Source organism: Thermoleptolyngbya sichuanensis A183, from assembly GCF_013177315.1.
In the GTDB taxonomy this organism is placed as follows: Bacteria; Cyanobacteriota; Cyanobacteriia; order Elainellales; family Elainellaceae; genus Thermoleptolyngbya; species Thermoleptolyngbya sichuanensis.
Window position 1 is genome coordinate 1003376 of the sequence record NZ_CP053661.1, and the last position, 21111, is coordinate 1024486.

Annotated in this window: 17 protein-coding genes and 1 pseudogene; 10 read left to right on the top strand and 8 right to left on the bottom strand. The window is 57.9% G+C overall.

Annotated features, from left to right (window positions below):
* Positions 1 to 6: 6 nt before the first annotated feature.
* From HPC62_RS04360 to map, 3 genes are all read left to right on the top strand, one after another.
* Positions 7 to 1122 (top strand): WG repeat-containing protein, encoded by a 1116-nt coding sequence (locus HPC62_RS04360; protein ID WP_225906735.1) that lies wholly within the window; start codon positions 7 to 9, stop codon positions 1120 to 1122.
* Positions 1123 to 1375: 253 nt separating this feature from the next.
* Positions 1376 to 1693: a thioredoxin domain-containing protein gene (locus tag HPC62_RS04365; RefSeq protein WP_172353918.1), complete on the top strand. Its 318-nt coding sequence runs from the start codon at positions 1376 to 1378 to the stop codon at positions 1691 to 1693.
* A gap of 185 nt (positions 1694 to 1878) precedes the next feature.
* A complete protein-coding gene (map, locus tag HPC62_RS04370) occupies positions 1879 to 2706 on the top strand; it encodes a type I methionyl aminopeptidase (protein WP_172353919.1) in 828 nt (275 codons plus the stop codon).
* Positions 2707 to 2835: 129 nt separating this feature from the next.
* On the opposite strand, the gene psbH is transcribed toward map, so the two are convergent.
* The gene (gene psbH / locus HPC62_RS04375) at positions 2836 to 3039 is read right to left on the bottom strand and encodes a photosystem II reaction center phosphoprotein PsbH (RefSeq protein ID WP_172353920.1); all 204 of its coding nucleotides are present in this window, start codon (positions 3037 to 3039) and stop codon (positions 2836 to 2838) included.
* 78 nt (positions 3040 to 3117) lie between these two features.
* On the opposite strand from psbH, the gene psbN reads away from it, so the two are divergent.
* A complete protein-coding gene (psbN, locus tag HPC62_RS04380) occupies positions 3118 to 3249 on the top strand; it encodes a photosystem II reaction center protein PsbN (RefSeq protein ID WP_068511165.1) in 132 nt (43 codons plus the stop codon).
* Positions 3250 to 3557: 308 nt separating this feature from the next.
* Here psbN and HPC62_RS04385 read toward each other — a convergent pair whose 3' ends face one another.
* Positions 3558 to 6896: an alpha-mannosidase gene (locus tag HPC62_RS04385; protein WP_172353921.1), complete on the bottom strand. Its 3339-nt coding sequence runs from the start codon at positions 6894 to 6896 to the stop codon at positions 3558 to 3560.
* A 1005-nt stretch (positions 6897 to 7901) separates the two neighbouring features.
* Here HPC62_RS04385 and HPC62_RS04390 point away from each other — a divergent pair.
* On the top strand, positions 7902 to 9347 hold the full coding sequence (locus HPC62_RS04390; protein WP_225910606.1) for a hypothetical protein: 1446 nt from the start codon (positions 7902 to 7904) through the stop codon (positions 9345 to 9347).
* 25 nt (positions 9348 to 9372) lie between these two features.
* On the opposite strand, the gene HPC62_RS04395 is transcribed toward HPC62_RS04390, so the two are convergent.
* Complete coding sequence (locus HPC62_RS04395) at positions 9373 to 9762, bottom strand: histidine kinase (protein WP_172353922.1); 390 nt, start codon at positions 9760 to 9762, stop codon at positions 9373 to 9375.
* 23 nt (positions 9763 to 9785) lie between these two features.
* Positions 9786 to 10586: a nickel pincer cofactor biosynthesis protein LarB gene (gene larB / locus HPC62_RS04400; RefSeq protein ID WP_172353923.1), complete on the bottom strand. Its 801-nt coding sequence runs from the start codon at positions 10584 to 10586 to the stop codon at positions 9786 to 9788.
* A gap of 236 nt (positions 10587 to 10822) precedes the next feature.
* Here larB and HPC62_RS04405 point away from each other — a divergent pair, with 236 nt between their 5' ends.
* Both HPC62_RS04405 and HPC62_RS04410 read left to right on the top strand, forming a co-directional pair.
* On the top strand, positions 10823 to 11566 hold the full coding sequence (locus HPC62_RS04405) for a Uma2 family endonuclease (RefSeq protein ID WP_172353924.1): 744 nt from the start codon (positions 10823 to 10825) through the stop codon (positions 11564 to 11566).
* 454 nt (positions 11567 to 12020) lie between these two features.
* Positions 12021 to 12827, top strand: a pseudogene (locus HPC62_RS04410) (L-lactate permease); the annotation flags it as partial.
* Between the two features lie 261 nt (positions 12828 to 13088).
* On the opposite strand, the gene csaB reads toward HPC62_RS04410, so the two are convergent.
* Entirely contained in the window at positions 13089 to 14123 is a 1035-nt protein-coding gene (gene csaB / locus HPC62_RS04415; RefSeq protein WP_172353926.1) for a polysaccharide pyruvyl transferase CsaB, read from the bottom strand.
* A gap of 135 nt (positions 14124 to 14258) precedes the next feature.
* On the opposite strand from csaB, the gene HPC62_RS04420 reads away from it, so the two are divergent.
* Positions 14259 to 14564, top strand: coding sequence for a DUF2499 domain-containing protein (locus tag HPC62_RS04420; protein ID WP_172353927.1), 306 nt, complete (start codon positions 14259 to 14261; stop codon positions 14562 to 14564).
* 173 nt (positions 14565 to 14737) lie between these two features.
* Here the strand turns inward: HPC62_RS04420 and HPC62_RS04425 are convergent, their stop codons facing one another.
* On the bottom strand, positions 14738 to 15241 hold the full coding sequence (locus HPC62_RS04425; protein ID WP_172353928.1) for a bifunctional nuclease family protein: 504 nt from the start codon (positions 15239 to 15241) through the stop codon (positions 14738 to 14740).
* Positions 15242 to 16088: 847 nt separating this feature from the next.
* Between HPC62_RS04425 and HPC62_RS04430 the strand changes: the two genes are divergently transcribed.
* Positions 16089 to 16769 carry a riboflavin synthase gene (locus HPC62_RS04430; RefSeq protein WP_172353929.1) on the top strand — a complete coding sequence of 227 codons (681 nt, stop codon included), beginning with the start codon at positions 16089 to 16091 and terminating at the stop codon, positions 16767 to 16769.
* Positions 16770 to 16895: 126 nt separating this feature from the next.
* On the opposite strand, the gene proB is transcribed toward HPC62_RS04430, so the two are convergent.
* Both proB and HPC62_RS23825 read right to left on the bottom strand, forming a co-directional pair.
* Entirely contained in the window at positions 16896 to 18053 is a 1158-nt protein-coding gene (gene proB / locus HPC62_RS04435) for a glutamate 5-kinase (RefSeq protein ID WP_172353930.1), read from the bottom strand.
* Positions 18054 to 18638: 585 nt separating this feature from the next.
* Positions 18639 to 18770 (bottom strand): hypothetical protein, encoded by a 132-nt coding sequence (locus HPC62_RS23825; RefSeq protein ID WP_255548857.1) that lies wholly within the window; start codon positions 18768 to 18770, stop codon positions 18639 to 18641.
* Here HPC62_RS23825 and HPC62_RS04440 point away from each other — a divergent pair.
* Complete coding sequence (locus tag HPC62_RS04440; protein ID WP_172353931.1) at positions 18769 to 21027, top strand: hypothetical protein; 2259 nt, start codon at positions 18769 to 18771, stop codon at positions 21025 to 21027. The genes HPC62_RS23825 and HPC62_RS04440 overlap by 2 nt on opposite strands.
* Positions 21028 to 21111 lie beyond the last annotated feature (84 nt).

Here is a 21111-nt window from a genome sequence, read left to right on the forward strand (position 1 = left end):
AGTCCCATGCCAAACTTTTTTTACATCGCTGCGATCGCCTCCACCCTGCTCCTGCTAGAGGGCTGCCGCTGGGATAGTGCTTCTCGTTCTCGCAGTCCTGAAAATCTTGCTCTGACCCCTGTTTTGTCTTCTGACTCTGCCATGACCGATTCCCAAACCCTAGCCCAATCTGATGCGGAGCTTTCCTTTGACCAGGCTGCCGATTTTTCTGAAGGGCTAGCGATGGTGCGCCGGGGCGATCGCCTCCTGTTTATCGACCTGACGGGCAACGTGGCGATCGCTGTCGATCCCAACATGGACGGAGCGGCCGACTTTTCCGAAGACCTGGCGCTGGTCAAGGCAAACGGGGTCTATGGCTATATGAATCGGGCGGGTGAAGTCATCGTTCCGCCGCAATATCTGGGCGCGGCCTCTTTTTCGGGCGGGCTGGCGGCGATTCGCGCTGGCACGCGCTACGGCTATATCAATCCCGCCGGAGAGGTCGCCATCGAGCCGCAGTTTGACCTGGCAGGGAGCTTTGCCGAAGGGCTGGCGGCGGTGAAACTGGGCGATCGCTACGGGTTTATTGCACCGACGGGCAAACTGGTCATCGATCCCCAGTTTGAAGATGCATGGCGACTGTCTCAGGGGCGGGCGGCAGTGCGGCAGGGCGGCCGCTGGGGCTATATTGACCCGACTGGAGCGCTCGTCATCGATCCCCAGTTTGATGGGGCGTTTCGGTTTGCAGACGGGCGGGCGCGGGTGCGGCAGGGCGGCGACTGGGGCTTTATCGACTTGCAGGGCAATCTGGCGATCGCCCCCCAGTTCAGCTTTGCGTCGGACTTTGCTGAAGGGCGGGCAGCGGTGCTGGTGGGTGCGAAATGGGGTTACGTAGATCGCCAGGGACAGATGGCGATCGCCCCCCAGTTTGACTATGCCGCCGACTTTTCCGAGGGGTTGGCCGCCGTCAAACAAGGCAACCGCTACGGCTATATCAACCCCACCGGAACCTGGGTCATCGCCCCCCAATTTGACGATGCTGCTGCCTTTTCAGAGGGCTGGGCCCGCGTCAAGCTCGGCAACCAGTGGCGCTACGTTAATCGCCAGGGACAGTTCCTCAAGGCATCGCCGCTGCTGCGATAGCGGCCGGCCCCTCGCTTCAGATGCGCTCGTTCTAGGCGCACTCGTTCCAGACGTGACAATCCATTGCAAACTCTTTTCAAGACTCAGGCCAGCCTGCAAGTCTAATAGTCACACTTAGGACTGACACAGTTGGACAATTTCCTGCGGGCGCAGCCTGTAAGAAATTGTCCAAAGTTTAGACATCTTATCGTAAGTGCGTAAGTCCTGACACTACCAGTCACACGTTTCGTATCAGCATTTGGTGAACCCCGCTATGAATCCCACTGTGATTAAGTTCTCCTCCGAAGACTGCGGCCTCTGCCACAAAATGTCGTTCTATGACCAGAAAGTGGCAGCCGAACTGGGGCTAGAGTTTGTCGATGTAAAAATGCAGGACACCGCCACCTACCGCAAGTACCGCAAGATCCTCCTGGCGCAATATCCCGATAAAGAAGGCATGGGCTGGCCGACTTATATCATTTGCCAGGAGCCGGAAAGCGACTTCAAAATTTTGGGTGAAGTCAAAGGCGCACATCCCAAAGGCGAGTTTCGCGAACGGCTCCAGGAGATTGTGGCGGCGGCGGCAACCTGAACCGGCCAAACCGCCACAGGCTGGACAATCCGCAGCAGGACGGTCGAACCCAACCGAATCATCCCCTAGATGGGAATACTTGAGGTAACTTAGGTAAGGGCTTTCACGCCCTCTATCTCGCCCTCCATGCTGAGCGTTTTCAGCAAGCGTCTCCAGCGACTTCTACCCCTGCACCTCCGGATTTAATGAACATTCTCACCGACCTCCTCCCGCAAGCCATCAACTCGCCCCGCGTCCGCAAGCAAAGCCGCAGCGTTGAGATCAAGTCCGCCCGCGAAATCGAAATCATGCGTCAGGCTTCTCGGATCGTGGCGACGGTGCTGAAGGAAGTCTCGGAGATAGTGCAGCCAGGAATGACGACGGCCGATCTAGATGCCTATGCCGAGAAGCGCATTCGGGACATGGGCGCAACGCCGAGTTTCAAAGGCTATCACGGGTTTCCAGGGTCTATTTGCGCCTGTATTAATAATGAAGTCGTGCATGGCATTCCCAGTCGCCGCAAAACGATCCGCCAAGGCGATGTGCTGAAGGTAGACACGGGCGCATATTTCGAAGGCTTTCATGGCGATTCTTGCATCACGATTGGCGTGGGCAAGGTAACACCCGCCGCCGAAAAGCTGATTCGGGTCGCCGAAGAAGCCCTCTACAAAGGCATTGAACAGGTCAAAGCTGGGGCCTTTTTGCTCGACTTGGCGGGCGCGATTGAAGATCACGTCAAGGCCAATGGCTTTAGCGTGGTGGAAGATTACACGGGGCACGGCGTAGGGCGCAATCTGCATGAAGAGCCGTCAGTGTTCAATTTCCGCACGCACCAGATGCCGAATGTGAAGCTGCGGGCGGGCATGACGCTGGCGATCGAGCCGATTGTGAATGCTGGGTCAAAGCTGACGCGGGTGCTGGGCGATCGCTGGACGGTGGTGACGTGCGATCGCGCTCTATCCGCCCAGTTCGAGCATACGGTGCTGGTGACGGAAACAGGCTACGAAATCCTGACCGACCGCAATTTGGTATAGCGCAGCAGATGACTGCATTGCAGCGCTTGAGGTGCCCAGGACGAGCCATCAGCTAAAAACCATCAAATAAACATAAAAAAAAGCCCTGGCATGACCGGGGCTTTCTCATAATCGAGCGTGATCCTAAAACTAGCCGCCGAGGCTGCGCCAGTCCACATTCACATCTTCCAAAATCAGCGAGGAATTGTAGATCTGCAAAATAATCAGCAGAAATACGAGAAACAGCGCCATGAAAACTCCCATCAGCGGGGTTGTGCCCCAACCGGGAGCCACCTTACCGTATTCAGCGTTTAAGGGGCGAAGGATATCTCCCAAGCGAGTGCGTTGTGCCATGGGTTACCTGCAAGCAATCGTTAAATTTAACTTTATGTAATATTCTAGGGGAATGTGACTCATAAATTAGATCGACTCATGGACTCTGCAACAGTTCTTAGTATTTCCGTTACCGCGATCCTGATCGGCATCACCGGAGCCGCGATCTACACCTCCTTTGGCCCGCCGTCTAAGCAGTTGGACGATCCCTTTGAAGACCACGAAGATTAGGGCACTAATATACTTCACGCAGTAATTTCAGCCCTCACCCTAAATCCCTCTCCCAGAGCGGAAGAGGGACTTCAAGCCTGTATCTGGCTCCCCTTCTCCCCGCTTGGGAGAAGGGGGTGGGGGATGAGGGCAGTGAGTTTGCTGTTTCAAGTATGTCAGTGCCAAGATTAAGAGCTAATTTGTAAAGGAGCCTGAAAGCCTTGTTAATCAAGGATTTCCGAGAAACCGCTTTTCCTGGGCAAACATGACCTCAAAGCCACACATGCCAAGAGTTTCAGGCTTCTTAAGATTTGCTTCATAAATTAGCTCTAAGGCTTGGGCGCAGGCTGGAGCGTCAGGCGGAGGGTAAGAACCTGCCACGGCTGGAGGGCGATCGCCCCTCTTTCATTCTCTACGGCATTGGCATCTGCTAGCAGATTGGCATTTTCTAGCAGATTTGTGGGGACGGCGCGAACCACCTGGGCGATCGCCCGTTGTTCTGGAGAGCCACCTCCTGGAGAGCCACCTCCTAAAAAGCGAATTTCTCCTGACGCTCCCTGCGACTCGTAGCACCGCATAATCCAGTCTCCGGAGCCGTCTTCAGCAGGCTTGAGGGCGCTCACCACGGCTGAGCCAGCGTCGAGGTGGAGCAGCGAACCCACAGGCGGCAATGCAGCCTGGGAAGGCGTGGCGGTTGCCGGGTCAACGACGCGCACCCGCAAAGGCTGGTTTTGCTCGTAGCCGTGCTGCACCGTTTCTGCCGCCTGCCAGCAGCCGGCGTGGGGATACAGCGCGTAGGTGAATTCATGATGCCCCAAATCGGCAGCGGGGTTCGGCCACGCTGCGCCGCGCAGCAGCGTTAGGCGAATTTGGCTAGGGCGACTGTCGTAGCCATGCTTGCTGTCGTTGAGCAGGCTCACGCCATAGGGAACGGCCTCCGACGCATCGGAACTGGTCAGGTCGGCCCAGCGCAGGGCAGGCACTTCCCACTGAGCCGCCTCGACAGAATTCTTCGGCTGGGTGGGTCGCTGGATCACGCCCCCTGGAATTTCGCAGGTCAGGAAATCGGCCGTTAGGTTTAGCGGAAACGCCGCTTTCACCAGGACGTGTCGCTCTTGCCAATCGACCCAGGTACGGATTTGCAGCAGTGGCGACCCGGTTTGCAACTCGTAGCGCTGGCGAAATGTAGACCGACCGAGCGATCGCACGATCTCCACTGTCTGGGCGATCGCCCCATTGTTCACCCAGCGAATCGCCTCAAGCTGCGGCGGCGGCAAGGGATAGCTTTCGTAGGCTGGGTCGATATTCCACGCATCCCAATATTGCCCACCATCTTGAAACGCCTGAAGCTGATTGCCCGGCCCCGCCAGCACCTCCCGCTGCTGCGCCTTATCGAACACGCTAGCCAGATTGCCCGTAGCCGGGTCAACTGCCACCCGCAGAAACTCATTTTCCAGAACGAAGGAAGCCGTCGGCTGGAGCGGCTCCGCAGCCAAAGAGTCCCCCTCAACTGGGCACAGCCAGAAGCAGGCATAGCCCAGCGCAGAAACGGCTTCGGCCCGAAACGCAATCTCCCAATGCTCGTCGTCATCCGCCTCCAGCACCCACTGAGCAGCGATCGCCCGTCCGTCCAGCCCGCGAACCTCCCAGTTCAATTTTCGATTTTCGATTTTCGATTTTCGATGTTCTTGACCCTCCATTTTTCGTTTTTCGTTTTTCGTTCTTCGTTCTTCCCCCCCCACTCGCACCACCGCCGAGCGTGACCAGTTTAGCGGGTTAAACACCAGCACCGCCCTGGCCTGGGAATGGGGCGCGGGCGGTAGGGCAATGTAACGGGCGATCGCCCCCAGCGCTGCATCAATCGCGTCTTTGGCGCATTCTGCCGCCGCCGCCCACTCTCGATTGGCCTCTGCGTACACATCAGGAATCGCCGATCCCGGCAAAATATCGTGAAACTGGTTAAACAGCACCTTTTTCCACGCAGTTTCCAGGGCTGTTGCAGGGTAGGGCAGTCCTAGGGCCAGCGTCGTCATGGCTGACCACAGTTCCGCTTCGGAGAGCAGCGCCTCACAGCAGCGGTTCCACCGTTTTTGGTCGGCATGGGTGGTGTAGCAGCCCCGATGGAATTCGAGGTAGAGATCGGTCTGCCAGCAGGGGGGTTGGGGCGTTGGGGGGTTGACGTTGACACTGGGATCATCCCATTCCCGCAGCGCTTCTAGGTAGGATTGTGCCGTGGAAAACTGGAGGCGCGGGAAGAAGGGCGATCGCCCCCAGCGCTGGGCCAGGTGCAGCATATCGCGGGTAGGGCCGCCGCCGTGGTCGCCCACGCCAATCAGCCAGAGGGCATGGGGATAGCCCGTTTTTTGCTCGAACTGGGTGGCGTAGCGGGCCATCTTGAGTGGGTCGAAGCCTTCGCCGATGGGGGCAGAGTGCAGGCTAAAAATGCGGCTGCCGTCGGGCCCTTCCCACCAAAAGGCTTCGTGGGGAAATTCGTTGGTGTCGTTCCAGCGGAGCTTTTGCGTAACGAAGAATTCCACACCGCCCTGGCGCAAGAACTGGGGCAATTGCCAGCAAAAGCCAAAGGTGTCGGGCAGCCAGGCGATCGCGCTGATGCGCCCAAATGTTTCCTGCACATAGCGCTGGCCGTAGAGAATCTGGCGGGCGATCGACTCGGCGCTGATCAGGTTCAATTCCGGCTCCACCCACAGCCCAGCGGCCACCTCCCAGCGCCCTGCCGCCACCTGCGCCCGAATTGCCTCAAACAGTGCCGGACGGTTCGTTTCCATCCAGGCATAGAGCGCGGGCGAAGAGTGGGTAAAGATCAGGTCTGGAAACTCCGCCTGGAGACTCAACACCGACTTGAACGTGCGCTCGGCCGCGTCCCAGGTTTCCGCCACGGGCCACAGCCAGGCCAGATCCAGGTGCGCGTGTCCCAACAGGGAAATCTGCCGCTGCCGAATCCACTCGCCAAAGGGCAACAGGCGCTGCCGCAGGTCGCAGAGCGCTTGGTCAAAGGCGGCTCGGTTGGCAAGCTGGCTCCAGTCGAGCGGGGCTACGGCGGCCGCCAGGTCTCCTAGCTGCGCTGGTGCAAAGGTTTCGACGTAGTGCTGCACGACATCCAGCTCGTCTGCCACAAATCCCGGCTCTGGGCAAGGCTCCAGTCCATACTGGGGGCGCTCGTAAATACAGTGCGATCGCACTAGGGCCCCGTCGTCATGCCCCGGACTGACCAGCCGCAGCGCCACCGGAATCCGCTCTCCTGGCAGCACCTGCTCCCGCAGCACGACCCGCGCCGAGCAGTCAAACAGATCGCCCGCCTGCACCAACTGCCCATCTACAAAAATCTGCGCGTCCTCTGCCCACCAGGTCAGCGCCAGGCGCAGTGTCAGCCCTGTCAGTGGATATGCCTCTAGCGCATCGGGCACGACGATTTCCTGCGCCAGCCACAACACCTGCCGTCCTTTCGTCCAGGGAAGATGTCCCTTGGCATTCAGCGGAATCTTGCCCCAGTCCGTCCAGGTTGCAGGGTCGAGGGCATGGCTTGGGTCGCCTGCTGTGGCACACCAGTCCCCCAGGCAGTCGCGCTGGGTTTGCCGACGCAGGCGATTCGCGAAGCGATCCCTACGGGAATCGCCCACCAGCGACGGAGTGTAATCGGAAACATTCATAGTGGCTTGAATTCAAATAAAAACCAGTCGAATAGGTTTATAAACCAAATAAACCAAACTTTCGGACGATTCCCTGGTGGGTGATTTACTAATAGATAGATTGGTGAGCCGTATCAAAAACTGTCAAATTCAGAAGCATTTAGACTGGCGCAGGCATGGCAATCCTTACAAGAACGCAAAAGAAAGCAAAAGACAGTAAAACATCGCACGACAAATAGAACAATGGGCGGAACCCCTCAGTGAGTGATCCAGGTTAAACTCTGTAAAGAGTATGCAAAGCTCTATCATTTTTGCCTGATTCCCTCAATCGCCCAGTATCAGCCCCCTCGGGCCGCTCGCTATAATTGGAGCCTTGCATGACCTCCAGCCATTGCAAGGCTCTCTGCAAAATTTTCCCAGACCATTTCTCCCAGACCATTAATGCTGTATCTATGGGCTGTCTGGCGTGTGACCAGAGCAGTTCAATTGTGAAGCATCAGGGAAAAAGAGGAAGCGTTGTATCAGGGTATCAGAAGGGCTTTGAATGGAGGGGCATTGCATAGAGGGGGCATTGCATAGAGGGGGCATTGCATAGAGGGGGCATTGCATAGAGGGGGCATTGCATGGAGGGGAGCGCTGCATAGGGAGCCGCGAGCTGCCAATAAATTCTGGCAACTCTGGCAATTCTGGCAAACTATGGCTGGTGAAGGGGGAGTGATCCTAGTAACCGAGACGACTGGCGATCGCCCTCCTGAATCGCCCTCCTGAGAGGAGCTATCCCTCGGTTCAGACAGCGCCAGCGCGACCGAACAGCGATCGCGCTACTCCCCTGAATTGCTCACCACAACGGGTGACTCTTGTGGCATCGTTCGTAAACTGCACTCCTTCTCTTGTATTCCTCCCATGAAGTAGACAGCCTGCTAGCCCGTGCGCCAAGCCGCGCCTTGCCCATCGGGGCGATCGCCGCTCAATTTTGAAAATCCAGACCCGCCGACCGCAGTTTCTAGTTTCAACTGAGCATTTTAGATGGTTGTGGAAAAACTGAACGAGGGCTATCAACCGCAGCCACGAGGACGAGCCAATCGTTTTCAGCGGAACATTCCAAAAGCGCAGGAGGTTATCTACAACTACCTGCTGGAAATAGTGAAGGAGTGGTCGCCGGAGGAGGTGCTAGCAGAATTTCGGCATCTCTTCATTCACCACGTCAACACCATTAGCTCCCATACGCTCCCCTCGCTCTACGAAATTGTCTTTGCCAACCAAGAAACCGAGTTTCGTAACACGCTCAAGCGTTCCTGCTACATTCTCATCAACAACTGGGATCTCAGCCGCAGCCACGACTCGATTCGGGGGCTGGTGCAGCTTTTCTATGACCCCATTCTCGACAAGCCCACCATGTCGCCCACGCTGCGGCGGCTGCGCGGCTGGCTGAAGAATTTTGTAGAAAGTGAGGATTTCCAGGAGCTAAAGCTATTTGCCTCGCGCTACGACGATCAGCGCAAGCACTGGTCAGACCGCTACACGTCTTACCTGCTGGTGCCGCAATACATCGACCTGAACAACCCCATCGAACAGCGCAACGCCGCCCGCACCCTTTCTAAGCAGCTTAAGGAACGGTTTAAGTTTGAACTGGCGATGTACACAGCGCGATCGCAGAGCAACACCGTTCCCGCGCTGAAGCCCAAAAACCCCACCATTATGGGTGACGACGTGCTGCGCTTGGTGAAAATGATCGTGGCGAAGCGGGGCAACTTTAGCTACGCTAACCTGGCACATATTTTTCTGAACCAAACGCGGGGACTCCGCTATCAGGAGTTCAAAGAGAGCCTGAAAAAATACCTGGTGTTTTCGTCGGCCTCCCAGGAACAAGCGCGATCGCTCAACGCACAGGTTGCCGAAAAGCTGGATGCCCTCTACGTCATCCACCATGACAAGCCGCTCGACGACGCGCTGCTGCTGCGAACCGTGAACCGCATTGTCAGCCACCTAACCACCGAAAATCAGCAAGACCCATCCCCTTTGTTCGTGCAACTGCTGATGGACGGCAACCCGCTGACGCTGGTGATTGTGCTGCTGAAGCTGGTGCTGATTTGCCCCTATGCCCGCACCCATCTAGAAGCCCGCATCGCGGACCTGGTGCAGTTTTATAAAGCCTATCCAGAGGACGAGTGCCGCTGGGTCATCAACTTTTTCGAGATTTTCGATATTACGATGGCGATCTACGCTGAAAATATCGAATTTAACCTAGTAGACATGAGCAGTAAGAGCAGCGGGCGACAGAAAGAGATTAATCCGGCAACCCTTGACGCTTATCGCGTGTTTTCCCAGATCAAGCACAGCATGGATGCAACAGAAGACCTAGAGCAGATGGAACAGGTGCTTTCAGACCTGATGGCAGACGATGACTCGCTGACCCCAGAGGAAATTACGGAACTGTCCGAAGCGGCGCTGGCTGAGTTGGACGAGCTATAGGCGCGAACCTTCGTCGCAACCCGTTTCAGGCCTGTGGCGCAGCCTGCTCGACGAGTTCCCGACAGCCCGCTAATCCGAGTTGGGGCTGCTGTCGATAGGCTTCATCGGCGACCCAGATGTGAAGCGTGCGATCGCCCCGAATTTCGTATAGATATTGCACCGTCGGGTCGAACTCGGTGCTGGCCTTCAGGTTTGAGAAATCGTCCTCACAAAACTCAAACCCCAGCCGCACAATCACCTGCGCGGCCAAACAGGCGGGCGTGTCACCCTGTTCGCCCACCAGCCCCCGCTCCTGCCAAAAGGTGTCTAGAAACGGATTCAAAATCGGCAGAAGGCGCTCAGGCGTGCCATTCCGGCTGGCGTAGATGACAATCGGGCTGCCCTCGATCAGAATATGACAGGGTGTAGCAGACATAGCAGCACTTGGAGATGACTTAGTTAGGGTACTCCTTTGGGGGGGGTGGATTCAACTGTAATCCGTGATGCGGTTCGCAGGATTTGCCCCGCCAACACCGCGGCCCCAAAGCCGTTGTCAATGTTCACCACGCCGATGCCTGCCGCACAGGAGTTGAGCATGGTCAGCAGGGCCGCCAGCCCGTCGAAGCTGGCACCGTAGCCGACGCTGGTGGGCACGGCAATCACGGGACAATCCGCCAGACCCGCTACGACGCTAGGCAGTGCCCCCTCCATGCCCGCCACGACGATCAGCACGTCCGCCGTTTGCACAAAATGGCGATTGTTTAGCAGGCGGTGGATGCCCGCCACGCCCACGTCCCAGAGCCGCTGTACCTGGAATCCAGCGAGTTCTGCCGTAATCGCTGCTTCTTCTGCCACTGGCAAATCTGCTGTACCTGCCGATAGCAGCGTGATTGTGCCGGGATGGACAGGTGTGAGCGTGAGGGGGGCGATCGCACAGATCCGCGCCATTGGGTAATACACTGCGTCTGGAACGAGCGATCGCACCTGGTCATACACGGCTGGCTCGATGCGCGTCGCCATCACCACCCGGCTGCGCTGGCGCATGGTCTGCATGATCTGGGCGATCTGCTCCGGCGTTTTGCCGGGGCCCCAGATGGCTTCAGGGAAGCCCGTCCGCAGCGCCCGATGGTGGTCGATTTTGGCAAACTCTTCGACGGGTTCAAAGTCAAAATATTTCAGCTTTTCGAGCGCCGTGTCAGGGCTGACTTTGCCCTGGGCAACGGCATTGAGCAACTGGCGGAGCGCTTCGGGTGTAGACACAGAAAAGACCGAGTGACAGAGGGCTGGAGCAGGGAAATAACAGAATGATAGAGGTCAGGCGCAACGGAGCTAATCTAGCACCCCCTTTAACCTAGACTAGCGGCTTGATGGCGGAAGGGGGGCGATCCTCCCGGCGCATCTTCTCGGCGCGTCTTCTCGGCGCGTCTTCTCGGCTCATCTCGGCAAATCTTCTCCGCTACACTAGAGCAAAACGCACTGGCAAGATATAGATTCCCATGTCGGTTCCGACGACTCCTGCGACTCCCTCTGCGCCCGAAGCTGCTCTCGATTTCTTCGAGCAGGCGCAGTTGGATGGCGTGACCTTTCCTCCCGGCGACCTCTACAGCGACGAGCCTCCCTTGGAAACCGATTTTCACTTGCAGCAAATGCTGCTGCTAATCAAATGCTTGGACTGGTTTTGGCGCGATCGCCAGGATTTCTACGTCTCCGGTAATCTCACGATCTACTACAGCCCAAACCAGAGTAAATCGAAGGATTTTCGTGGGCCTGATTTCTTCGTCGTCCTCAACACAGAGAAGCGTCCCCGCAAAAGCTGGGTCGTTTGGGAAGAAGACGGCAAGTACCCCAATGTCATTATCGAACTTTTGTCGCCATCTACCGCCAGCACCGACCGGGGCCTCAAAAAGCAAATCTATCAAGACACCTTCCGCACGCCAGACTACTTCTGGTTTGACCCGACCACGCAGGAGTTTCAGGGCTTTCATCTGTTGGATGGAGTCTATCAAGCGTTGTCGCCCAATGATCAGGGACACTTGTGGAGCCAGCAGTTGCAACTCTGGTTGGGCGTGGTGGCGGGGCAACTCCGATTCCTGACACCTGCGGGGCAACTCGTCCCCACGCCAGAAGAATCGGCCCTAGCAGAACAGCAGCAGCGACTGGCAGAACAGCAGCAGCGGGAAGCTGCCGAAGCCCTGCTGGCTCGATACCGCGATCGCTTTGGCGAGTTGCCGCCCGAATAAGCGTCTTTTCAGGTTTCAGGTTTGCAAGCTGAACCAGCTAAAGCTAACGATATTCCCCCTGTCATTCCCACCGTCATTCCTACTGTCCATCTCTAAGAGGATGTTTGAAAAGTCCTACTGTTTGTAGCAAAGCGTGCAAGATCCTCCTAAATCCCCCTTCAAAAGGGGGACTTTAAGGCGGTTTCCCCCCCTTTTTAAGATCTGGCTCACGCCTGAAGGCTGCTGGGTTGTAGACAAGGGGGACTTTAAGGCGGTTTCCCCCCTTTTTGGGGGGCTAGGGGGGATCTCTGAGTGCTTAACATTACAGGCGATACCTTTTCAAACACCCTCTAAACGCCTGACTGGGCAAAACGGATTAGTTCCAGGGAGTTTGGCGCGGGCCTGTATCGCAGTTCCTAGACAAGTAGCGGAACATGCTCTAGAAAAATATCCAACGTTCGTATTCTGAGAGCTTGTGCTGTATTTTTTAATCGCGGCGCTGCCGATTTTGACGGTGTTTGTGCTGCTGCTGGGGGCGCGGCTGCCTGCGGGACGGGCCATGCCGATTGCCTATCTAGTCACGGTGGCGATCGCCCTCTGGATCTGGCGCGTTCCACCAGTTTGGGTGGCAGCTTCTAGCATCCAGGGCTTGTTCATTGCGCTGGAAATTCTTTACATCGTGTTTGGGGCGGTGCTGCTGCTGAACACGTTGCAGGCATCGGGCGCGATTCAGGCGATTCGGCGGAGCCTGCTGTCGATTTCGGGCGATCGCCGGGTGCAGGTGATTATCATTGCGTGGCTCTTTGGCAGCTTTATCGAGGGGGCATCGGGCTTTGGCACGCCTGCGGTAATCTGCGTGCCGCTGCTGGTGGCCATTGGCTTTCCGGCAATGGCGGCGGTGCTGGCGGCGCTGATTATCCAGAGTACGCCCTCCACCTTTGGCGCAGTGGGTACGCCCGTGCTGATCGGCATCGACGCGGGGCTGGCGGGGGTGGACGCGGTGCAGACCCAGGTGGACGCGCTGGGCCTGAGCTACGCCCAATACCTCAAGGCCATTGGAACCGTGGCAGGGATGCTGCATGGCATCGTGGGCACGTTCATTCCGCTGATTCTCTGCGTCATGCTGACGGTCTTTTTTGGCGATCGCCCCTCGATTCGTCAGGGGTTGGCGGCGTGGAAATTTGCGCTGTTTGCGGGGCTGGCCTTCACGGTGCCCTACGCGCTGACGGCACGGGTGCTGGGGCCAGAGTTTCCCACGATTATTGGTGGGCTGCTGGGGCTGGTGTGGCAGGTTTGGGGGGGCGGGTGAAGAGGGAAGAGGGAAGAACGAAGAACGAAGGACGAAGAACGAACAGGGAAGAACGAAGAGGGAAGAGGGAAGATTTGGATTGGGAGGTTGGTTCAACATCTAAAGCCGCAAATCAAAAGTCGCAAATCCAAAATCGCAAATCTAAAGTCGAGACTTGGATGTCGGAGGAGTTGGGCGAGCAGGTCGCGGTGGATGGCAGCGCGATCGCCAATGGCGGCAATCGAGGCTTGGATATCAGAGGAGTTGGGCGAGCAGGTCGCGGTGGATAGCAGCGCGATCGCCAATGGCGGCGAGTTGGTCGGTCGATAGCCCGTCTCCGTTGGCGTAGAGGTCGATCCAGGTGCGGCTGATGGCGGTGGCATCGTCGGGCAGGTGATCCAGTTCCCAGCCAGGAAGCTGATATTCGTCCATCAGGCGGCTCACCTTGGGGTCATAGCTGATGGCAAAGCAGCGGCACTGATGGGCAGCGGCCATAATCAGCCCGTGCAGACGCATAGCGATCGCCAGTTCCACTCCCTGAAACAATCCAGCAAGCTGGAGCGGATCGGTGAGCGTTAGAACGGTGCTGTGGTCGGGCAGGTGGCTGTGCAGCGTTTGGGCGATCGCCCCATCCTGCACGGGCTGGAAGGGAACCAGCAGCACATGGGTTTGGGTCGCCTGCTGAAACATGGCCAGGGCCCGGCCGAGGGTGTGCAGCCGAGCCTCGGTCAATGCGGCGTGGGGCCGCAGGGCCACGGCCACTCGCGGCGCGGGCAAATCCCACAGCCCCGGCACCGGACGACCCTGTAATGCCCACACGGGGTCAGGAGCCAGCGTCACAGGAACCCCCCAGGCGGTGAGCAGTTCCGCAGAGGGGCGATCGCGCACACTCACTCCCTGACACCCGACAAACGCTTGCCGAGCCAGCCACCGACTGGCAGCACGGTGCAGCGGCCCCACGCCTTGGGCCCAGGCAATGGTTTTTAGCCCCATGCGCTGGGCCGTCAGCATCAGCCCGCCATAATACCAGGGATTCACGGCGCTGGTCGCGTCTTGCATGAGGCTGCCGCCGCCCCAGATAAAGGCATCCGACCGACGGAGTGCTTGCAGAACTTGTGCAGCATTCATGCGATCGCACACCTCCACCCCAAACCGAGTCGCCGTCTCCGCCGGATTGCCCGACAGCACCAGCGGCGTTACCTGGGGCGGCAGCATTTGCAGCAGCGCCGCCAACAGCGCCTCGTCGCCGCCATTTCCCTTGCCATAGTAGCCACACAAAACCGCCCGCATGGATTGTTTATACTAAACCTTGAACTTCCCCTCTTCCTTTTTTCGTTCTTCCCTCTTCCTTCTTCTTTCTTCCTTCTTCCTTCTTCCCTTCTGTTCCCCCAAAAATCATGCCACGAGTTGTCCCCGGTTCTGCCTATGCACGCCCTCTCAATTCCCACCTGGATCATTCACATTTCGAGCGTGGTGGAATGGATCGCCGCCATCTGGCTGGTCTGGGTCTATGCTGACGTGTCGCAGCAGCCCGCATGGCGATCGCTCTCCTGGGGAATGTTGCCCGTGCTGATTAGCGCCATGTGTGCCTGCACCTGGCACTTTTTCGACAACGCGCCCCAGTTGGAGTGGCTGGTGACGGTGCAGGCAGCGACGACCGTTCTGGGCAATGTTACGCTTTGCATTGCGGGCTGGTGGATCTGGCGATCTACTCGACCTGCCAAGGAATAGGGTAGAAAAATTAGGGCAAAGAGATTGGGGTAAGAAAAATTAGGGCAAAGAGATTGAGGCAAAAAATAAGGGCAAGGGGCGATCGCCCAACTCACCCTCCAGCGCTTTCATCAAACTCCCAAAATCCAAAATCTAAAATCCAAAATTCTGAGAGCCGGGGCTATCCCTCACAACTACCCCTCACTACTTTTAGACTGTCCCCGCTGCGTGAAATCCTCTGGGCGCAGGTTCGAGAGAAAGTCGCGGAAAGCCTGACGCTCTGCTTCGTCGGCATCCGTGTCCACTGGGTAAGACGCATCCGCCACCACCTCCTCCATCACCCAGATCGGGCTGCGCGTGCGGATTGCAATCACGATGGCATCGCTGGGGCGAGCATCGATTTCCTTTCGCACCTCGCCCTGGCGAATGGTCAAAATCGCGTAAAACGTATTGTCTTGAAGCGAGTGAATCACGACCCGTTCTACCATCAGGTCGCATTCATCTAGAATGTTGACCAGCAAATCGTGGGTGAGGGGACGGGGCGGAGTCTGGTTCTCGATCGCGCTCATGATGGCGCGAGCCTGATCGTGGGCGATATAGATCGGAAGCTGGCGTCGTTCGGATGCGTCTCGCAGCAGCACCAAGGGGCTGCGGGAGGCTGCCTCTAGGGCAATTCCAGCGACTTTCATCTCAATCATTCATCTAGCCTCTAGAATCCGTTCAGCAAAGGGATGGAAAGGCGGGGACTGGAGCTTTGAAACCCTTGAGCTTGATATAGCCTAGCACCAAGCCCAAGGGATCAGGCGGGTCGTTGAGACACGAAATTAGAAGCCAAAACCCAGTCAAAACCAGATCAAAACCTCTAATGTTTGAGATGCCTTCTGAGATGCCTTCGAGTGTTGCGGGAGAATGGTATGACGCATCTTGAGAATTAAGCTCTTGAGAATCAAGCACTCAGTTCTTAAGCACTCAGTTTGCGATCGCCAGCATTGAAGCAACTTCCCAGATCCTAGCCTCAGTCCAGTATGACAAGATCAGCTAATGAGTTCAATTCGTGAATTCTCAATTCGTGAATTCTTAATTCGTAAAGTCAATAGTTCAATTGGCTTTTGGGGCTATCCGGTCGGTTTGAGAGTCGGTTTGAGAGTTGGGTTCAGTCGGGTTTAAGTCGGGCTTACAGCCGGGTTCATAGCAGTCGGAACCAAAGTTGTCATCAGATCAGCGCCAGTTTGAGGGAGCCAGAGGTCGCTGAACGGCGGGTTGCAGTGTTATCTTAGTTCAAGCGTACCAGGTTTTCCAGGAAAAAGTCATCTCCTCAACGGTTGGATTGAACTCCAGTATGCCCTGAAGCACCGGCGAATCGACAGCCCCAATGCTGAAGGTTTTCCAAAAAATGTAAGGTCAAAAAATGTAAGGTTAAGACCGTGCAGATAAAGGCTGGCAGATCAGACGGCACAACGCTTGACAAGGGTGACCCGTTGGCTAGACCTGTCCCGCTCCCCCTGTCCCTTTTTTAACCCGTCCCTTTTCTAAGGAGATGTTGCTGTGTTCACTGGACTGATTCAAACGCTCGGAACCCTGTCTGCTCTCAGCGAGACGGAAGTGCAAGTCACCTGCACCGATGCTCGCCTGCTCCGTGATTTGGAACTGGGGGACAGCGTGGCGGTAGACGGCGTTTGCTTGACGGTGATGCGCTGTTTGGCGGATGGCTTTGTGGCGGCTGTTTCGCCGGAAACGCTCGACCGCACAGCGCTGGGGCGGCGGAATGTTGAAATTCCGGTCAACCTGGAAGCCTCTCTGCGGGTGGGCAGCAAGCTGGGCGGGCATTTTGTGACGGGGCACGTAGACGGGGCGGGCTACTTAGAATCCGCTGTCCCCACGGAAACCTCCTGGGAGATGCGGTTTTCGGTGCGCGATCGCCGCGTGGCCCGCTACATCGTGCCCAAGGGCAGCATCGCGGTTAACGGCATCAGCCTGACGGTGGCCGATTGTGACGCGGCGGGCAGTTGGTTCACTGTGGCAGTGATCCCGCTGACCTATACTGAAACGAACTTGCAGCACCTCAAACCGGGCGATCGCGTCAATCTGGAAGGCGACATCCTGGGCAAGTACGTAGAAAAGTTTCTCTGGCTGGGAGATGCCACCCCATTCGATGCTAAGGGAACAGAAGATGCGTTACCTGATTCGCTCACGCCTGCTTTTTTGGCAGAACACGGCTACTTATAGCTAAGTGTTTGTGGATAGCCAGATTGTTCGCAGTTTGAGATTACTTGGGTTGATCCGCAAACAAACTACCGAAGAGGTGTTTGTGGATAGCCAGCTTGTTCCCGGTTTGAGATGGAAGGGAGCGAGCTAATTACTCAGCACCAGGTTGTCGCGATGCACCACGGTTTCTGCGCCTGCATAACCCAGGATTTTGGGAATGTCGTCGGAGTGGCGGCCGCGAATTTGCTGGAGTTCGGCGCTGCTGTAGTTGACGATGCCACGGGCGATTTCTTGACCGTTTTGGTCACAGAGCTGCACTGCGTCCTGGGGCTGAAACTCGCCCTCTACTTCGGCGATGCCCGCCGCCAGCAGCGATCGCCCTGCCTGCCGAATGGCGTTGACTGCGCCTTTGTCTAGATAGAGCTTGCCTGCGGGAACCAGTCCGTGGGCGATCCAGCGCTTGCGGGCATTAAAGGGCTGGTCTTCTGGCTCGAACTGAGTGCCGAGGGAAGCTCCGGCGAGGATTTGGGCAATATTGTCGGGCGATCGCCCTTCGGTAATCACCGTCCGCACGCCCGCCGCTGTCGCAATCTTCGCCGCCGAGATTTTCGTCACCATGCCGCCCGTGCCCCAGTTCGTGCCGCGATCGCCCACCTCCACCTGTTCTGCCAGCGCGGCGATATCGTCTACCAGGCTGATGGGCTGCGCCTCTGGGTGATAGCGCGGGTCAGCGGAATAGAGCCGATCGACATCTGTCAGCAAAAACAGCCAGTCTGCCTCGACCAGGCTAGCCACCAGCGCCGACAGCGTATCGTTGTCGCCGAACTTGAGTTCCTCGACGGCCAGCGTGTCGTTTTCGTTCACAATCGGGATCACGCCCAGCTTCAGCAATTGCCGAAAGGTGCGGTAGGCATTGACATAGCGGCTACGCTGCACTAGGTCGCTGCGGGTCAGCAATACCTGGGCAATGGGCTGATCGAGGGAGGAAAAAAAGTCGTCATACACCCGCATCAGCCGCCCTTGCCCTACCGCCGCCACGGCCTGCTTCATGGCGATGGTGCGGGGGCGTTCTGTCATCCGCAGCCGCGCACAGCCCACGCCCACTGCTCCAGAGGAGACGAGGATCACCTGATGCCCCTGTTGCCGCAGTTGACACAGCGCCTCGACCAGCTTGGCAATGGTGGCGATCGCCAGATATCCGGTTTCAGGCTGCGTCAGACTGGAGGTGCCAATTTTCACCACAATTGTCTGCGTTGCAGGCTGGGAAACGGGTTGGGAACCGGGCTGGGAAACCGTTTGGGTCATGGTTTGAGAACTGCGGGAACAAGAAAAGCTCTATGGAGAAAGGCTGAAAGCGCGATCGCGGGAATTCCATGCCTGAACTCTCCCACAACATTATTCCGTAATCTCAATTCCGTTATGACCTACGCACTTGCGATTAAATTTTCTGGGTTTTGGAGGATTTCTCGCGGGCGCAGCCCGCGAGAAATCCTCCAACCGCGTAAGTCCTATCCGTAATTCGCAGATCTGGCTCCCCTTCTCCCGACCTGGAAGAAGGGGCTGGGGGATGAGGGCAGATTGAAAGCCACACGCCGCGTTCAATAACGGTCAATAAAATCAATAAAAGAGAGCGCCAACTCCCGTATGACTCGGAAACCGACGCTCTTGGCTTTAACAACTAGATTTATCGTCCAGGGACTTTATTACGCTGTCCCCGTCTGCTCACTTATTAGATTCACAGGCTTTCTCAGAGTTTCCACGATTTCTAATGTTTTCTTTATATTTCAGATCGTGGAGTCAGGTTTCAAGATGTAACAGTTTTGTTACCTCGATTTCGTTACCTCGATCTGGCAAACTTTTTGCAGTGGAGTCGCCAGAGTTCGCTACCATCTACGCAATGCTCTGTGTGCAATGCTCTGTGTGCAATGCGCTCTGGCAACTGCGTCCGACCGCCTGGGCGATCGCCCAATTTCGAGTCGCTGGCTGTCCCGTCTCTTGAATACCGCTGTAGATATTGCTCATGACGCGAGACTCCTTACCACCGCGTGATTCTGCCCATCGAGACGCTTTTTACATCAACGGCTTTCGCTCGACTGTTCGCCAGCCGCTTCAGGACAGGGCTGAGTCGCGGATGCTGCCCACTGGGCGCGTGGAGGAGTGGGTAGGGGGCGATCGCCTGCTGCCGAGTGCGTTCCAGGTTCCAGCAGGTCGGCTCACCCCCAGACAGCGTGCCCGTCGCGCCCGCAAAGCTTCGTTAGCAACGGCCGCTTCTCGCCCCACTTCTCGTTCTGCAACGTCGCCTACGACCAAAACTCGCTCTACGGTTCTGGTGTCGCCCGGTCTGCCGCGCCAGCGTCGTCCCCGACGAGGGCGATCGCCTTCGCCGCTCCACGGCTTTTGGCAATGGCTGAATCGTCCTGTGGCGTGGCAGCGCTATCGGCAATTGGGGCGATCGCTGGCATGGTCGCTGCTGTGGGTGCTGACGTTTTGCGGGCTGGCGGGGTTGGGGATTAAGTCGCTGGAGTGGCTGACGCGCCTGCCAGAGCCGCCCAACTGCGCCAAAATCACCTTTGCGGCGGCCGATGCCGAGCGGCTCTTTTGTGCGCGGGAGGCGGCAAAGTCGGGACATCTCGCCGACCTGACGGCAGCCGTGAATCTGGTGGCCGCTTGGCCGGCCGATCACCCGCTCTATCGAGAAGGGCAGTCGCTATTGGCGGAGTGGTCGGCGCAGATTTTGGACGCGGCCGAGGCGCGACTGGAGAGCAGCGGTGTGCAGGAGGCGCTGTCGGTTGTGCGACACATTCCCCCCAATAGTCCGCTCTATGCCGAAGCGCAGGCGGCGATCGCCCAGTGGCAGGCGCAATGGCAGCAGGGCGAGGCAATTTGGAACAAAGCGCAGGAGGCGCTGCGGAACCAGGACTGGAATCTGGCGGCGGAGCAAGTCACTGTGTTGGGGCAGGTCGAAAGCGAATACTGGCGGACGCACCGCATGGAGGCGTTGACTCGGCAGATTTTGCAAGAGCAGACGGCGCACAAGCTGCTGACCCAGGCGCAGCAGGCGGCGGGCGACCAAACTCTTGCCAACCTCCAGGCGGCGATCGCCCTGGTGCAGCAGATCGATCCGCAAACCCTGGCGTGGGAAACGGCTCAGGCTGATTTGCAAGCTTGGAGTGGGGCGCTGCTGGATCTGGCGCTGCGGCAATGGCAGGCGGGCGATCGCAGCGGGGCGCTGGCGCTGGCGCAGCAAGTTCCGCCCGATTTGGTCAATCACCTCACGGGAGAGGGACAAAACCTGCTGCGGCTGGCCCATGCCCAGCGGCTGATTGCTGAACCTGCGACCCAATGGCTGCCGTCGCTGCGCCAGGTTTGGAGCGTGCGCGAGGCGATCGCCGCCCTCAGCGAGATCCCCGCCAGCAGCACCTTTTACGCGATCGCCCAGACCGAACTAAACACCCAGCACGCGGTTCTCGAAGATCTGCGCCAGTTGCAGACCGCGGGACTGGTGGCCAGCCTGGGCCAGCGCACGACGTTGGACTGGGCCAGCCGCCTCGCTCAGCAGATCGCGCCCGACCGCCCGCGCCGTCTCCAGGCGCAAACTCTAGCCGCCCACTGGCAGCAGGAAACCCAGCGGATTCAGGACATGCCGCAGTTTTTGCAGGCACAAGCCCTGGCCGAGCCAGGACACATTGCCGACCTGCAAGCGGCCATCGCTGCCGCCCGCCAAATTCCCCGCGATCGCGCCCTGTGGACCGAAGCGGAGCAGGCGATCGCCACCTGGAGCCGTCAGATCCAAACCCTGGAAGATCGCCCCATTTTGGAAGAAGCCACCCGCATTGCCCAGAGCGGCGACCTCTCTCGCGCCATCCGCACGGCAGAGAAGATTGGCCGCAATCGCACCCTCCATGCCGAAGCGCAGGCTGCCATCCAGACCTGGAACGCAAAGCTGGAAGAGGTTCGCATTGCCGAAGACCGCAAGCATCTGGACGAAGCCCGCGCCCTAGCTGCCCGCGTGCGCCTGTCGCAAGCCATCGACACCGCTGCCCAGATCGCCCGCGATCGCCCCCTCTATGCCGAAGCCCAAGCCGCGATCGCCCAGTGGCGTGCCCAGCGCGACGAAATCCTGGGCAGCCGCCGCGCCCAGGAAGCCGAAGCCACCAACAGCGAAGCGACTAGGGACGAAGCCGCCAGAACCGACTATGCACCAGCCGAAGGGGCGATCGCTCCCGAACCCTATCCTTCTGAACCTGCCTACGTCTACGAAGCACCACCGCCCTACTAGCCAGCCAAGCCTCGGCGGTTTCCATCCGGCGGTTTCCCTTAAGATAATCGCGGAGACCTGCGATCGCACTCAATTCCCTTCATC